Here is a 14,358-nt window from a genome sequence, read left to right on the forward strand (position 1 = left end):
CGAACAACGAAGGATGCGAGCGTTTGTCTACAGTCTGGAGCTGCCTTTTTAGGCAGCTTTTTTAATGAAAGGAAGGGCTGGCATGCTAGCTTATTTGTACGGGCTTTTAACGAAACGCATCAGTTTATGGTTGCTGCTCATCATTAATGTGTTAGGCACGATCTATGGGTTTTACTGGTATGGCGACCAGCTTGCGGCCACTCCACTGCATTTTATCTGGTTTGTGCCTGACAGTCCTACGGCAAGTTTGTTTTTTGTGTTTGTGTTGATTGGTTTTTTGAGCCGTAAGCAATCCGGCTTAATCGAAGCGCTTGCCGCCGTGACGTTACTTAAATATGGCGTGTGGGCAGTCGTCATGAATACGTTTCAAGTGATGGAAGGCGCCCCTCTTCATTGGCAAATTATTATGCTGAATGTATCCCATGCAGGCATGGCTTTACAGGCGCTTTTATTCATGCCATATTTCCGCATCAAAAAAGGACATTTGGCGACTGCGTTATTATGGACCGTCTTCAACGACTTTATCGATTACCATTTTCAGATGCACCCGTGGCTAAGTGCTCGAATTATGCCTTATATTGACGGCATTGGCTGGTTTACTTTCCTGTTAGGACTTGTCTGCGTAGCAACCGTCTACTTCCTAAACGTACGCCAGCACGCGCTTCGTATTAATTTGCCGCGCTAAGGTCTACTCTTGTCCTTTTGTTCATAGGATGTTTAGAACAGAGGAGGGACAAGAAATGCGTCATTGGATGATGCTCGTTTTGCTTGTTTGTATCGTAGTGATGCTGCCTATGCCTGGCTCTGCAAATGATGCCCAAGCGTGGAAAGAATTGAATCATACGGCAAATCAAGTGCTGAAGCTAACGAAAGAACAGCGTTATGAAGATGGAAAACGGCTAATGAGTGTGTTTGCGGATTTTTTCCTTTCTTATGATTTTGAAGACCAGGAATGGACGATGTCTTCGTTACGCACACTAACCACAACGTTTGAAAATGCTGAACATGCACTGACGGCTACAAATATGCCTGATGATGAACGAATTCGCCTCGTCACAGCGTTTCGCCTTGCGATTGACGCGTTTGCCAAAAACAGCGAACCCCTTTGGAAAAGCACAGAAACGCAAGTGATGGCGTCACTAGACGATTTAGAGGAAGCGGCTGTATCAAAAGATGCCCAAGCCCTGAAACGCCAAATAAATGCATTTCATTCCCTATACGGCATGATTCGTCCTGCTATCCATTTAAGCACAACGGAACAAACCGTCGTACGTTTTGACTCCTATTTTGCTTTATTAGAAAACCAATCATTATCGTCTGAGCAGCTGGAAGGTCATATTGAAACGATGCGTGGCGCTTTTAAAGAACTTTACGAAGGTAGTGAAGAGGATGGGATAGACCCATCGCTTTTATGGGCAATTTTGTCTATCGGTGGGCCGCTTGTTGCGTCTTTATCTTATGTCGGTTATCGAAAATACCGGGCTGAGAAACGGCGTGTAAAGGCAAAAGAATAAAATGTGTCAAAACTGTGACAGGCGTTCAAAAAACAGCTTGTAGCAATAGCGGGAAGTTTGATTTTCTTTGACGTTTTGATTACGATAATAGTATTAAGATAAAGTGAGGTGATTGCAATGAGTCTCGGTGCTTATTTGTTTTATTTAGCGTTTCTCATTCTAATCCCGCTTCTGGCTCAAGGAAAAGTAAAACGGGCGTATAAAAAATATTCGCGCATCCATAACAGTGCAGGAATGACAGGTGCAGAAGTAGCCCGGAAAATTCTTCATGACAACGGCATTTATGATGTTGAAGTCGAAGAGGTTAAAGGGGAGTTATCTGACCACTACGATCCACGTGCCAAAGTTGTACGGTTGTCAACAGACAATTACCGCAACGCTTCAGTTGCCGGAGCGGCCATTGCTGCTCATGAAGTAGGACACGCGATCCAAGATGCAGAAAACTACTCATTCTTGAAATTTCGCAGCGCTTTGGCACCAGTTGCTTCCATCGGCAGCAATTTAGGCCAATGGCTCATTCTAGCCGGTTTGCTCTTCGGCGTCGGTGCTCAAGTTGGCGGAAACCCTGTTTTGCTAATGGGTATTATCTTCTTTGCCACCGCTGTGTTATTCCAAGTGGTTACGTTGCCAGTCGAGTTTAACGCTTCCAACAGAGCAATGGAGCAAATGGTTGCAAGTGGGATTATTGTAAACAACGAAGAGCGGGAAACAAAGAAAGTTCTTGATGCCGCTGCTTTAACTTATGTGGCAGCAGCGCTTGTCGCTTTGCTCGAACTAGCACGCTTCATTATGATTTACTTGTCACAACGCGACTAATGGTCGGAACAAATCGGCTTAGTCTGAAACCAGCTCATTCACTTGGGCTGGTTTTTTCTTGCTCATTTAAAATGGGGGCGAGCATGCCCCGAAAAAACGCTTTAACAGTAAGCTGATGTACAAATGTCAACAGACCATGCTCGTTTTTTCGGGCAAAGCCCTTTACAAACATGGTTTCCCTAAAGTAGACTGAGTTTGTTTATCAGAAATGGGGAGACGGAATGAAACAGAATCCAACAGGAATGGAAAGGCTGGCGCTTGCGTTTTTGCTTGGAATGCTAGCCGTCCTTGGGCCACTCAATATTGATATGTATTTGCCGAGCTTTTTGCAAATTAGCGAAGATCTGCAAGCGCCCGCTTCGCTTGTGCAACTAAGTTTAACAACGTGTTTAATCGGTTTGGCGATCGGGCAACTTGTCGTTGGGCCGATCAGCGACGCAAAGGGAAGGAAACGGCCATTGCTCATTTCAATTACGTTATTTGCCGCAGCTTCGCTTTTATGTGCGTTTGCTCCAAATATTGGCGTCTTGATTGCCGGGCGCTTTTTACAAGGATTTACGGCAGCAGCTGGGATTGTCGTGTCTCGTGCGGTTGTCCGCGATGTTTTTACAGGCCAAGCATTAACAAAATTCTTTGCGTTGCTTATGGTCATTAATGCCGTGGCGCCGATGTTAGCGCCAATGGCAGGCGGGGCGATTTTGCTGTTGCCAGGGGCGCGCTGGGGCTGGATTTTCTTGTTTTTGTCTTTGCTTGGTGTCTTGATCGTTCTCGTTGCAGGAATAAAGCTAGAAGAATCGCTTCCACCAAGCAAGCGGGTGCCAAGCTCTATGTCGCATATCCTATGGACATTCAAAGATTTGCTTAAAGACCGTTCTTTTATCGGCTATGCACTTACACTCGGGCTCGCTCATGGCGGCAGTTTTGCCTATGTGGCCGGCACTCCGTTTGTTTACCAAGGCATTTACGGTGTAAACGAACAAGTTTATAGTGTGTTATTTGGCATTAATGGTCTAGCCATTATTACCGGTACCTTCGTGGTTGGCCGTTTAGCCGGCATAGTTCATGAACGAACGTTGTTGAAAACAGGAGTGATGGTTGCGAGCTCAGCTACAGCTATCCTTGTCTGCATGGCGGCCATTCAAGGGCCATTATGGACAATTGTCGTTTCCATTTTTGTTTACATGACGTCAATGGGAATGATCACAACTTCTTCCTTTACGTTAGGAATTGCCAAACAAAGCCATCGTGCTGGCAGTGCTAGCGCGATGCTCGGCATGTTGCCCTTATTCCTTGGAGCGATGGTTGCGCCGCTTGTAGGCATCGATGAATCAACAGCAGTGCCGATGGCTGCGATTATGTTTGCCACAAGCGTGTTGGCCCTTAGTACATGCCTTGGTTTGACGAAAAAAGAGAGCAGTCCTAGCCAAGTGGGAAAACGGTAACTGTTCAAAGCAAACGTATAGCGCTAAATGAAGAAGGGAATGGCTCTTCAATAGACATGGTTGGAGATGAAAAAAGCAACAGAGAAGCGACATGCTCTGTTGCTTTTTTACTGCTTAGCCAATTCGAATCGGTTGCTTGTTGTCATCGAGTGTAAACCCTTCACCGGCCGCTTCGGAAACATCGTGGATGGTCATGAACGCATGGGGATCAATGCGATGCACAATATTGCGCAACCTCACCGTTTCATTGCGGGCGACGACGCAATATAAAATTTCTTTTTCGTCGCCAGTAAATGTACCTTTTCCTTGTAATGTCGTTGCGCCTCGGCCCATTTCACGTAAAATCGCTTCTGAGATCTCTGTAATCGACTCGGAGATGACAAAGGCTGCTTTCGCATTGTAGGATCCTTGTTGGATAAAGTCAATGACTTTGGCGGCAATAAACACATAGACAATCGTGTACATTGCTTCACGCAAATCAAGATAGACGAGAGAGATGGCAATGACACACGAATCAAATACAAAAAAGGTGCGCCCGATGCTCCAGCCAAAATAGCGCAAGCATAGTTTCGCAATGATGTCGGCGCCGCCGGTTGTGCCGCCAAAACGGAAGACAAGCCCGAGCCCTGTACCGACGATGGCTCCTGCGAACAATGCGGCAAGCATTAAGTCATTGCCAAGGAAAATATGTAAGTTGATACGCTGGAACAAATCAAGGAATAACGATAAACTGAACGTGCCTACGAGTGTATAGTAAAAAGGAATCCGACCTAACATCCGCCAGCCTATAAAAAACAACGGAATGTTAATAACGATGTTGGTGATTGCCGGGTTGATCGTAAATAAAAAGAATAAAAGCAATGTAATGCCTGTAACGCCGCCGTCTGCCAGTTGGTGTTGCATATTAAAGTAAACAAGGCCAAACGACATAAGCGCCGTGCCGAGCAAAATGAAAAAAATGTTTTTAACGTGCCGGTTGACTTCCAAGCAATCGCCTCCTTTTCGCGTCCATTCTTAGTTTACTCAACTTCGTGAAAAAAAGAAATATCACGTCATTATTTTTAAATTCCCCCGAAAGAAGTCTCCCACTTCTAAACGTGAAGGTGCACCAGCACCAGTGAAAGTGGGAGATGAATTTCGGGTTAGGTGTAGCCTAAAGTTGTCTCTTTTTTGTGTTATGATATAAAATGAAAGGCTTCTGGGCGTAAACGATCGCAGATTGATGATGGCATATCTGACTATGCAAAAGATAGGTTTGTTCGATTTTCACGAGTGAAAAGTGAGGTGATTCGATATGGCAAACAAAGCATATAAGTTCCGTCTGTACCCAACGCAAGAACAAGAGCAACTTCTTACGAAAACTTTCGGTTGCGTTCGTTTCGTCTACAATAAAATGTTGGCTGACCGAAAGGAAACCTATGAGAAGTTCAAGGACGACAAAGAAGCCTTTAAAAAGCAAAAATTCCCGACTCCTGCCAAGTACAAAAAGGAGTTTGTATGGCTCAAAGAAGTCGATAGTCTCGCATTGGCGAACGCCCAACTGAATTTGCAGAAGGCATACCAAAACTTCTTCTCTGGTCGTGCTGAGTTTCCGAAGTTCAAAAGCCGCAAGGCAAGACAGTCCTACACAACAAATGTGGTCAACGGAAACATCATGCTTTTGGATGGCTCTATCAAATTACCGAAACTGAAACTTGTAAAAATGAAACAACATCGGGAAATTCCGTCCCATCATGTCCTCAAGTCTTGTACGGTTTCTCGAACAAAAACAGGAACATACCATGTTTCGATTCTCACTGAATACGAACATCAACCTACACAAAAAGACGTACAAGCTGTTGTTGGCTTAGATTTTTCCATGAATGGCTTATTTGTCGATAGCGAAGAAGGTGAGACAGCCAATTACCCTCGTTTCTATCGCCAAGCCTTGGGAAAATTAGTGAAGGAACAGCGTATTTTATCACGCAGAAAGAATGGCTCTAGTCGTTGGCACAAACAACGTCTGAAAGTAGCGAAGCTACATGAAAAAATTGCGAACCAACGAAAGGACTTTCTACATAAGGAATCGCACCAATTAGCGAAACGGTATGACTGCGTGGTGATCGAAGACCTCAACATGAAAGGAATGGCACAAGCCCTTCATTTCGGCAAAAGCGTTGCTGATCATGCATGGGGCATGTTCACGACATTCCTCCAATACAAGTTAGAGGATCAGGGGAAACAGCTTATCAAAATCGATAAGTGGTTTCCATCATCTAAAACGTGTTCATGTTGTGGTCAAGTAAAGGAGTCTCTCGCTCTTTCTGAGCGCATCTTCCATTGTGATTGTGGTTTTGTGGCAGATCGAGATTGGAACGCTGCTATCAATATCAAACGTGAAGGGTTACGACGGTTCGTATAATCATCAATAGAGCATGGAACAGGCTCGATAGCTAAGTCAATTTCGTACCATTAGGTGCGATTACCTTAGAAGCCTCCACCTCTAAGCAAGCGTAGGTGGCAGGTAGTTCACATTGCGCAGGCGCGTGCTTTTCGCTAGGATAGAAGGGAAAGGAAGTGCCGATGATGCCTGAAGGAAAAACAATCGCAGAAATGCAAAAAGAAGTCGACTCGTACATAGGGCAGTTTAAAGAAGGTTACTTTAGCCCACTGGCGATGTTGGCTCGCTTGACGGAAGAATTAGGCGAGCTAGCAAGGGAAGTGAACCATTACTATGGAGAGAAGCCCAAAAAAGCATCAGAAGAAGACAAAACGATGGAACAAGAAATCGGCGATATGCTGTTTGTCCTTATTTGTTTGGCGAACTCACTTCAAATTGACTTAAGCGAAGCGCATGATCTTGTCATGCATAAATTCCAAACAAGAGACAAAGACCGCTGGACAAAAAAAGAAAAAGGAGAACAGATCTAATGACACGTATTGTAATTGCAGGGCCCCGTGGCAACATGGGGCAAGAAGCAGTCAAACTTTGTCTGCAAGAAGAGTCATTTGAACTTGTCGCTGTAGTTGATTCAAAAAATGATGGCAAACGCTTAAATGATTTGCCAGAATTCCAACAAGGCGATGTACCCGTATATACCGATATGGCACGCTGTTTTGCTGAGCATGAACCAGATGTATTAATTGATTTGACGGCACCTGCCTTTGGTAGAAAGCATATGGAAATCGCGTTTGAGCATGGCGTTCGTCCGGTTGTGGGAACGACAGGGTTTAGTGATGAAGATATTCGCGATTTAACGCAAATGGCCGAAGCAAAAGAGCTTGGCGCGATTATCGTCCCCAACTTTGCTATTGGCGCGATCTTAATGATGAAATTTGCACAAACAGCAGCACGGTACATGAATGATGTGGAAATTATTGAGCAGCACCATGACCGTAAGCTTGATGCGCCGTCAGGGACAGCAGTAAAAACAGCACAGCTCATTGCCGAGGTACGAGCTCCGAAAAAGCAAGGTCATGAGCAGGAAAGGGAAGAGATGTCAGGCGCAAGAGGAGCTGACTTTGAGGGGATGAAAATCCACTCCGTCCGTTTGCCAGGGCGAGTGGCTCATCAAGAAGTGCTGTTTGGCGGAGTGGGACAAACGTTATCGATACGCCACGATTCGCTAAATCGTGAAAGTTTTATGCCTGGTGTAAAGCTTGCTGTTGAACAAGTGGTCAAACTTTCGACGCTAGTATATGGCCTTGAAAATTTAATCGACTAAGGGGAGAACGACATGAAAATCGCTTTAATTGCCCACGACAAGAAAAAACAAGAATTGGTTGATTTTTGTGTTGCCTATGAGCCCATTTTAAAAGAGCATGAGCTGTATGCGACTGGTACAACGGGTACTCGCATCATGGAGGCGACTGAATTGATTGTGACCCGTTTTAAGTCTGGCCCATTAGGTGGCGATCAGCAAATCGGGGCGCTCGTTGCTGAAAATCAATTTGATTTGATTTTGTTTATGCGCGATCCGTTGACGGCGCAGCCCCATGAACCGGATGTCACTGCTTTAATTCGGTTATGTGATGTGCAAAGTGTGCCGCTGGCGACAAATATGGGAACCGCTGAAATTTTAATCAAAGGGCTTGAAAGAGGCGATTTTGCTTTCCGTGATATTATCCATGAACAAGAAAAAACAAACCCATTAAAAGAAGGCATCTAGCCTTCTTTTAACATTAAAGGGAAGCAAAGGAAAACAAGGAAAGGGGAAAAACAGGACATTGTTCACACCCAAGAGATCGCAAAGTGTTCATGGGAAGACACGTATAAAGACCTAATTCCAGCTGAAATCCGGCAAACTTACATGGAGCAAGCCCATTCGTACGCCGCTTTTTTTGTGGAAGAGGCAGGGGCAGTTAGTGGCTTTGCCCAACTAACTAGAAGTATTTGGCCGCCATTTATGTCGCCCCTAAAAAGCTTGACTGTGGAGCAGGGACATTGCTTTTTGAAGCAGTCGTACACGAATTAAAACGAGGCGAGCCACTTGTTGTGTACCTTGAAAAAGGCAATTTTCATGCTGAACGATTTTTAAGAGCAACTATTTGGCCATGTCTTGCTACAGTAAAAATGGTATTCAAACGGGATGAAGAGGGGAGAATTTATGTATAAGACGATTGACGGTGTCCGCGTATGGGGGGAACCACTTGAAAACGCTGTTGAACAGGCAGTTCGCTGTAGCCAGCATGGCAATGTCGTCCAAACACTATTAATGGCTGACCACCATAAAGGGTACAGCCAACCAGTAGGGGGCGTTGTCGTCTATGATGGCCAAGTATCCCCTTCTGGAGTCGGTTATGACATTGCCTGTGGCAACAAAGCAGTGCGTACAAATCTTACTTTTGAGGAAATTCGCTTGGAGCTACCTCTGCTTCTCGATGAAATTTACGAAGCGCTTCCGTTCGGCATTGGCCAAAAAAACAAGCAGCCAGTTGACCATGAGCTCTTTTCTGATCCTGACTGGCATGTGTTTTCGGAAATTGCACCAGGGCTTGCAGATACATTACAAACATTGGCGCGTAACCAACTCGGTACGATTGGAAGCGGCAACCATTTCGTTGATTTGTTTGTGGAAGAAGAAACAGGCGTTTTATGGGTCGCAAACCATTTTGGCAGTAGGGGCTTAGGCCATAAAACAGCTAGCGGTTTTTTGAACTTGGCGAAAAACAGGCCGTTTGCTAGCAAAGTTAGCGGGGAGAGCATGGAGGATGTACCGACGTTGTTTGATGTTGCCTCAGAGTTAGGTGACATGTACATCCGAGCAATGAACATCGCCGGTAAATACGCATATGCTGGCAGAGACCATTGTATCGCTAAAGTACTCGCCATTCTGCAAGCAAAAGAAACGTTTTCTGTTCATAACCATCATAATTTTGCTTGGAAGGAAACGCACAATGGCAAAGACGTTTATGTCGTCCGCAAGGGAGCAACACCTTCTGCTCCAGGACAGCTTGGATTTATCGGCGGCAGTATGGGTGATTACTCAGTCATTGTTGAGGGAATTGATAGCAAAGAAAACAAGGACGCTTTTTACAGCACAGTCCATGGCGCTGGCAGGTTAATGAGCCGCACGCAGGCGGCGGGTCGTTTTACAGGGAAAGGCAAGAACAGACGCCGCAGCGGTGGAGTGATCAGCTCTAAGCAAATGGCAGCTGCGCTTACTGCGTTTGGGGTAGAATTGCGCGGCGGAGGCACAGATGAAAGTCCATTCGTATATAAAAAATTAGATACGGTCCTCTCTGCTCATAAAAATACGTTAAAAGTAAAACATCGCTTAAAGCCTGTTGGTGTTTGTATGGCTGGCGAAAATGAATTTGACCCATACAAAGATTAAGGGTGTTACAGCTGTGCAATAAAAGCATTACCTAGGCGAGATGAGAAAAACGCTTAATTATTCTCCTGCTGTTTATAGACACTGAAACGTTGTCGATGGGCATACGCTGGCCATAAGGAATTTGGTAGGTCGTTGCTTTCCTAATAGTAGATTCCCTAATGAAAACCGTGTTTTTTTGTTTGCAATTTTTCGGCTTCCTTTGGACAACAATAAACGGCATGCCTCTAAACATTAGAACATAAACTAGATAAATTGGAATATAGGGGGAAGCACGATGATCGTTGAATTTGTTGATATGGATAATCACGATCTTCTTCATCAAATTAAAGGCGAGGAAGCAAAACAATTTCTAGATTATGCGGGGACCATCAATAAAGTCCATTTGCGAATCAGCAAAGATCTGTCTTTTCAAGGGGCAATTGCGGAAATGATTTACGACTTGGATTACATTCGCGGGACACCTAGTCAACGGATAGAAGTGCGCTTAGCAAACATTCAAATCAGACGGCTAAATTAAAAAAGCCAGCAATGGAATGAAAACAGGCTGGCTTTATAGATGCTAAACCTCTTTTTTCATGAGCAAATGTGGGATACCGTCTTCCATAAAGACGTTAGAAGCGGTTTTGTATCCAAGACGGTGATAAAACCCTTCTGCATGTTGTTGGCCATGGAGCAACAATGAGGCAGCGCCTTTTTGTAAAGCAATGGCTTCCAATGCTTCAATGATTTCTCTACCGACACCTTTTTGGCGCCAGTCTTTTAAAATGCAAATTCGTTCGAGTTTCCCGGCGTTTTCGACTAAACGGATACGGCCTGTCCCGACTGGTTTTTCACCGTCATAAGCAATGACATGTGTACAAGCAGCATCAAGATGGTCATATTGGTCGAACTCGTCTTCAAGTGGGCAATGTTGCTCCTGGACAAACACCATTTCCCTAATATGAAAGGCTTGTTCTAACTCTGCAAGTGTCGTGGCGATTTTTATTTCCAAAGGTCATTCCCCTTTTTTGTAACATGATTTTTCATTATCGTTATTTTACCTTGAAAACGTATGTTCTGTAAATGTTTTAAGTCGAAAAATCGTTGTTGAGCTATGCTACAATAGTATAAAACGAAGGAAGGCTGAAAAGGAGTGAGATAGTTGCGGCTCCAACTAGGATTTACATAACAACGGTGCAGAGGACCTCCACATAAATCGGGACAAACCGGCGTACATCTGTTTATTTATGGGGAGGAATCAAAAAATGGCCTATAGCAAGACCTTTTTAGAACAAGTAGAAACAGCAATGAAGCAGTCATTTAGCGGTTGGAATTTTGAGCAGTTAAGAGGGCGAGTGAAAGAGGAGGAGCTCGACTGGTCTTATCGGGATTGGGTCAAGGAGTCACTTAAGCAAAGGACAGTGCTGGATATGGGCACAGGCGGTGGGGAATTTTTGTCTTCGTGTGCTCCATTCCAAGGAAAGGTCTATGCAACAGAGGGATACGAGCCCAATGTAGAAATTGCGCAAAAAGCATTAGCCCCGTTTGGTGTCTGTGTACGTTATATAGAAGATGATGACTATCTGCCATTTTCTGATGGGGCTTTTGACAGTATTATTAACCGTCATGAGTCATACAGCGAGCGAGAATTAGCGCGTATATTAAAACCAGGGGGAACGTTTATTACGCAACAGGTTGGCGGTGACGATTGCAAAGAAATCAATGACGCACTTTCACTTCCTTTAAATACTGAATTTGCAGATTGGAAGCTGGAAGTTGCAGTTGACCGCTTAGTTGCACACGGCTTTAGCATTGAAGCAAAAACGAAGGCTTTTCCAAAGCAGCGTTTTTTTGATATTGGTGCGCTTATTTATTACTTGCGGGCGATTCCCTGGCAAGCACCAGGCTTTTCTGTGGAACGCCATATGCCCCAGTTGTATCGCATCTATCAGGAGATAAAAAAGAGAGGGTATTTCGAAACGACACAGCATCGATTTATCTTAAAAGCAAGAAAATAAAAAGGGCGGCTTTGTGCCGTCCTTTGAGGTTGTCGACAAAGTCGATAACCGTACTCAGACTAATAGAAAACGCTTGTCAGACGAGGAGTGCAGGCGAGGGAAGATGCGAATAGAACGTGTGTTCATGAGCAACGGTTTTCTTGCGCATGAAACGACCGTTTCAAAGCATATGACCGAGGCAAACGACGACGTATGCGAGCGTTTGTCTACAGTCTGAAAGGGCGGCTTTGTGGCCGTCCTTTCTAAGCATGAGAATGGTGAGCGTTGCTTAACTCAAGAAACCATTGCTTGTCCTTAGTCAAAAGGGCAATCTCTTGAAGAGCGCGAATATCATCGGCTTTCAGTTTGGGGGAACATGTTTGCAAGTCTTCTTCATTTGCCAAAAGCGGCTGCTTACCATTTAAAACGCGCTGCTTGGTATGGAATTGGTAAATTGTTTTAATTGGGGTGTTCGCTGAATTGGACGCCACCACTTTTGCTTCGCTAATCCAACCAAGAATGCGTGCGCGGCCTGCTTTGTAAATAACCCATTCGCCATTTCCGTACATGCCAATCAGCTCCTTTTAAAGAACGTATTCACTGTAAAGAGAAAATATGCGCGAAGAATCAAAAAAGCAACGCCATTTGTTTTTTTAATTTCACGTACTGAATTAAATAGCCCGACTATCTGTTCCTCAAATCAGAAAATTTCACGTACCATATTAAAAATTATGAACGACAACAAAAATAAAAAAAGAGCTTTCTGTAGAAAAAAGAGTACGACTGGAAAAATGGAAGAAACTAACGAGAGGAAGACGCTAAACATAAAAAACATTCTGCTGGGAAAAGGCAGAATGTCGGGGAAAATATTAAGGCAGTTCCTACTATACCACAGCTTGAGCCTATTGTATAGCGGGATGGGGCTGTTAAATCAATCCAGCACAAAAAAACAAGGAGTGCAATTGCCGTTAATCAAGTGTATAGTTAATCAAGTGTATAATAGAAAAAATCTTTTTAAATAAGTACAGCAAAGCATTAAAGGGAGAAAGTTAGACGGTTGCTAAGCAAATTTTAGCTGTCTGAGCAACATTTTCGGTATAATGGGGGAGGGCAACAAACACCTATTGCCAATTGCTTAGCGAGCGAAAGAAAAAGACAGTCAAGAAAAGAGGTAAAAAGATGAACCAGATCGAACAAGCGGAAGCGGTTTTTGTTATTTTCGGCTCTACAGGTGATTTAGCGAAACGAAAATTGTTTCCGTCTATATACAATTTATACAGAAAAGGCAATTTGAACGAACATTTTGCTGTAGTCGGTTTAGGGCGCCGTGAATGGGATGATGAAAAACTAAGAACAGTCGTTATGGAATCGATCCAAGAAGAACTCGGCGAGCAAACTCCTGAAGTCGCCGAACCATTTTTAAAGCATTTTTCCTATCTATCATTTGACGTCACCAACAAGGATTCCTATAGCGAGCTGAATGACAAGTTGCACATTTTGGATGAGACATTCCATATCCCTGGAAACCGAATTTTTTATATGGCAATGGCACCTGAATTTTTTGGGCAAATTGCTCAGTCAATACATAACGAAGGGCTAAAGGACACGCAAGGGTGGACTCGTCTTGTGATTGAGAAACCTTTTGGGACAGACTTGCAGTCGGCCATCCGTTTAAATGACGAAATACGCCAGGCGTTTTCAGAAGATGAAATTTACCGGATCGACCACTATTTAGGAAAAGAAATGGTGCAAAACATTCAAGTGATCCGTTTTGCCAATGCTTTATTCGGTTCATTGTGGAACAATAGACATATCGCTAATATTCAAGTGACTTCCAGTGAGCAGCTCGGTGTAGAAGGACGGGGCGGCTATTATGAAAAATCAGGAGCCCTTCGTGATATGGTGCAAAACCATATGCTGCAAATGGTGTCACTCTTGGCAATGGATGTACCTCTTCGCTTGTCAACGGATGATATTCGTAGCGAAAAAATTAAAGTGTTACGCGCGTTGCGCCCGATTGTCGGCGAGAGCATTAAGGAAAATGTTGTACGGGGGCAATATGGCCGAGGGGAGATCAACGGCCAAGAAGTGATTGGCTATTTGGAAGAAGAAAATGTAAGCGACTCGTCAAAAACAGAGACCTATGTTGCAGCAAAGTTAATGATTGACAATCATGTCTGGGCAGGCGTGCCTTTTTATATCCGTACTGGAAAGCGGATGGCGGTGAAGTCAACGAAAATCGTGGTTGAATTTAAGGAACTGCCTTTAAATCTGTATAGCAAGGAAAACAAACAGACTGGGCCGAATTTGTTGATTATCCATATTCAGCCTGATGAAGGCATGACGATTGTTTTGAACGGCAAGAAGATTGGCTCGGCAGACACGACGCCTGTCCATTTGCAATACCGGCATGATAGCGAAGACCGGTTTAACACGCCTGAAGCATATGAGCGTTTGCTCTTTGATTGCATGATGGGCGATGCAACAAACTTTGCCCATTGGGATGAAGTCAGTTTGTCATGGTCCCTTGTCGATGCGATCTCCAAAGCGTGGTCAGAAAATGGAGAAAAGCTGCCAGCATATAGAGCAGGTTCGATGGGGCCAAAAGAAGCGGATGAGCTTCTTGAAGCAGACGGCTTTTCATGGTGGCCTGTTGAAGAAATGTAAAATAAAAAAGCTTGGCTGAAAAATTGAATAGACAAAACAAAAAAGAGGATATTATGTTCATTATATGAGCATATATCCTCTTTTTTGTTATTTAGATTAGGCTGTACATAGTATGATACTATATAGT

16 protein-coding genes are annotated in these 14,358 nt (G+C 44.1%); 13 read left to right on the top strand and 3 right to left on the bottom strand.

Features of this window, described 5'->3' with window-relative positions; all coding sequences use genetic code 11:
• The first annotated feature begins 82 nt into the window (after window positions 1-82).
• The 4 genes from N6H06_RS09340 (at window position 83) to N6H06_RS09355 (ending at window position 3,772) form a co-directional block, all read left to right on the top strand.
• Complete coding sequence (locus N6H06_RS09340) at window positions 83-685, top strand: DUF1405 domain-containing protein (protein ID WP_062746965.1); 603 nt, start codon at window positions 83-85, stop codon at window positions 683-685.
• A gap of 55 nt (window positions 686-740) precedes the next feature.
• A complete protein-coding gene (gene ypjB / locus N6H06_RS09345; protein ID WP_062746963.1) occupies window positions 741-1,514 on the top strand; it encodes a sporulation protein YpjB in 774 nt (257 codons plus the stop codon).
• Between the two features lie 117 nt (window positions 1,515-1,631).
• Window positions 1,632-2,330, top strand: a complete 699-nt coding sequence (locus tag N6H06_RS09350) for a zinc metallopeptidase (protein WP_263706373.1) — start codon at window positions 1,632-1,634, stop codon at window positions 2,328-2,330.
• A 221-nt stretch (window positions 2,331-2,551) separates the two neighbouring features.
• Window positions 2,552-3,772, top strand: coding sequence for a Bcr/CflA family efflux MFS transporter (locus tag N6H06_RS09355; RefSeq protein ID WP_263706076.1), 1,221 nt, complete (start codon window positions 2,552-2,554; stop codon window positions 3,770-3,772).
• Window positions 3,773-3,886: 114 nt separating this feature from the next.
• Here N6H06_RS09355 and N6H06_RS09360 read toward each other — a convergent pair whose 3' ends face one another.
• Complete coding sequence (locus tag N6H06_RS09360; protein ID WP_082808266.1) at window positions 3,887-4,759, bottom strand: YitT family protein; 873 nt, start codon at window positions 4,757-4,759, stop codon at window positions 3,887-3,889.
• Between the two features lie 307 nt (window positions 4,760-5,066).
• Here N6H06_RS09360 and N6H06_RS09365 point away from each other — a divergent pair, with 307 nt between their 5' ends.
• The 7 genes from N6H06_RS09365 to N6H06_RS09395 all read left to right on the top strand — a co-directional run bounded on the left by N6H06_RS09365 (window position 5,067) and on the right by N6H06_RS09395 (window position 10,105).
• Window positions 5,067-6,173, top strand: a complete 1,107-nt coding sequence (locus N6H06_RS09365; RefSeq protein ID WP_263706078.1) for a transposase — start codon at window positions 5,067-5,069, stop codon at window positions 6,171-6,173.
• A 191-nt stretch (window positions 6,174-6,364) separates the two neighbouring features.
• Complete coding sequence (locus N6H06_RS09370; RefSeq protein WP_404830344.1) at window positions 6,365-6,682, top strand: nucleotide pyrophosphohydrolase; 318 nt, start codon at window positions 6,365-6,367, stop codon at window positions 6,680-6,682.
• Window positions 6,682-7,476 carry a 4-hydroxy-tetrahydrodipicolinate reductase gene (dapB, locus tag N6H06_RS09375; RefSeq protein WP_263706080.1) on the top strand — a complete coding sequence of 265 codons (795 nt, stop codon included), beginning with the start codon at window positions 6,682-6,684 and terminating at the stop codon, window positions 7,474-7,476. The genes N6H06_RS09370 and dapB overlap by 1 nt, the downstream gene beginning before the upstream one ends.
• A gap of 12 nt (window positions 7,477-7,488) precedes the next feature.
• Entirely contained in the window at window positions 7,489-7,920 is a 432-nt protein-coding gene (gene mgsA / locus N6H06_RS09380; RefSeq protein ID WP_062746951.1) for a methylglyoxal synthase, read from the top strand.
• A gap of 275 nt (window positions 7,921-8,195) precedes the next feature.
• Window positions 8,196-8,366, top strand: a complete 171-nt coding sequence (locus N6H06_RS09385) for a hypothetical protein (RefSeq protein ID WP_263706081.1) — start codon at window positions 8,196-8,198, stop codon at window positions 8,364-8,366.
• Complete coding sequence (locus N6H06_RS09390) at window positions 8,359-9,588, top strand: RtcB family protein (protein WP_263706082.1); 1,230 nt, start codon at window positions 8,359-8,361, stop codon at window positions 9,586-9,588. Before N6H06_RS09385 ends, N6H06_RS09390 begins: the two co-directional genes overlap by 8 nt.
• 274 nt (window positions 9,589-9,862) lie before the next feature.
• Entirely contained in the window at window positions 9,863-10,105 is a 243-nt protein-coding gene (locus N6H06_RS09395; protein WP_011246763.1) for a hypothetical protein, read from the top strand.
• A 42-nt stretch (window positions 10,106-10,147) separates the two neighbouring features.
• On the opposite strand, the gene N6H06_RS09400 is transcribed toward N6H06_RS09395, so the two are convergent.
• Window positions 10,148-10,579, bottom strand: a complete 432-nt coding sequence (locus N6H06_RS09400; protein ID WP_082808265.1) for a GNAT family N-acetyltransferase — start codon at window positions 10,577-10,579, stop codon at window positions 10,148-10,150.
• Between the two features lie 253 nt (window positions 10,580-10,832).
• Between N6H06_RS09400 and N6H06_RS09405 the strand changes: the two genes are divergently transcribed.
• Window positions 10,833-11,585: a class I SAM-dependent methyltransferase gene (locus tag N6H06_RS09405; RefSeq protein ID WP_212953504.1), complete on the top strand. Its 753-nt coding sequence runs from the start codon at window positions 10,833-10,835 to the stop codon at window positions 11,583-11,585.
• Between the two features lie 242 nt (window positions 11,586-11,827).
• Here N6H06_RS09405 and N6H06_RS09410 read toward each other — a convergent pair whose 3' ends face one another.
• Window positions 11,828-12,133 (bottom strand): hypothetical protein, encoded by a 306-nt coding sequence (locus N6H06_RS09410; protein ID WP_062746944.1) that lies wholly within the window; start codon window positions 12,131-12,133, stop codon window positions 11,828-11,830.
• A gap of 610 nt (window positions 12,134-12,743) precedes the next feature.
• On the opposite strand from N6H06_RS09410, the gene zwf reads away from it, so the two are divergent.
• Entirely contained in the window at window positions 12,744-14,231 is a 1,488-nt protein-coding gene (gene zwf / locus N6H06_RS09415) for a glucose-6-phosphate dehydrogenase (RefSeq protein ID WP_062746941.1), read from the top strand.
• The last annotated feature ends 127 nt before the right edge of the window (window positions 14,232-14,358 follow it).

The organism is Shouchella tritolerans (assembly GCF_025770735.1).
GTDB lineage: Bacteria > Bacillota > Bacilli > Bacillales > Bacillaceae_D > Shouchella > Shouchella tritolerans.

Excerpts from the sequence above, each read along its gene's own strand:
- N6H06_RS09365 (WP_263706078.1), top strand. The coding sequence starts at position 5,067 with ATGGCAAACAAAGCATATAAGTTCCGTCTGTACCCAACGCAAGAACAA.
- N6H06_RS09410 (WP_062746944.1), bottom strand. The coding sequence starts at position 12,133 with ATGTACGGAAATGGCGAATGGGTTATTTACAAAGCAGGCCGCGCACGC.
- zwf (WP_062746941.1), top strand. The coding sequence starts at position 12,744 with ATGAACCAGATCGAACAAGCGGAAGCGGTTTTTGTTATTTTCGGCTCT.
- N6H06_RS09405 (WP_212953504.1), top strand. The coding sequence starts at position 10,833 with ATGGCCTATAGCAAGACCTTTTTAGAACAAGTAGAAACAGCAATGAAG.
- N6H06_RS09355 (WP_263706076.1), top strand. The coding sequence starts at position 2,552 with ATGAAACAGAATCCAACAGGAATGGAAAGGCTGGCGCTTGCGTTTTTG.
- N6H06_RS09370 (WP_404830344.1), top strand. The coding sequence starts at position 6,365 with ATGCAAAAAGAAGTCGACTCGTACATAGGGCAGTTTAAAGAAGGTTAC.
- N6H06_RS09395 (WP_011246763.1), top strand. The coding sequence starts at position 9,863 with ATGATCGTTGAATTTGTTGATATGGATAATCACGATCTTCTTCATCAA.
- N6H06_RS09340 (WP_062746965.1), top strand. The coding sequence starts at position 83 with ATGCTAGCTTATTTGTACGGGCTTTTAACGAAACGCATCAGTTTATGG.
- N6H06_RS09350 (WP_263706373.1), top strand. The coding sequence starts at position 1,632 with ATGAGTCTCGGTGCTTATTTGTTTTATTTAGCGTTTCTCATTCTAATC.
- mgsA (WP_062746951.1), top strand. The coding sequence starts at position 7,489 with ATGAAAATCGCTTTAATTGCCCACGACAAGAAAAAACAAGAATTGGTT.
- dapB (WP_263706080.1), top strand. The coding sequence starts at position 6,682 with ATGACACGTATTGTAATTGCAGGGCCCCGTGGCAACATGGGGCAAGAA.
- N6H06_RS09390 (WP_263706082.1), top strand. The coding sequence starts at position 8,359 with ATGTATAAGACGATTGACGGTGTCCGCGTATGGGGGGAACCACTTGAA.
- ypjB (WP_062746963.1), top strand. The coding sequence starts at position 741 with ATGCGTCATTGGATGATGCTCGTTTTGCTTGTTTGTATCGTAGTGATG.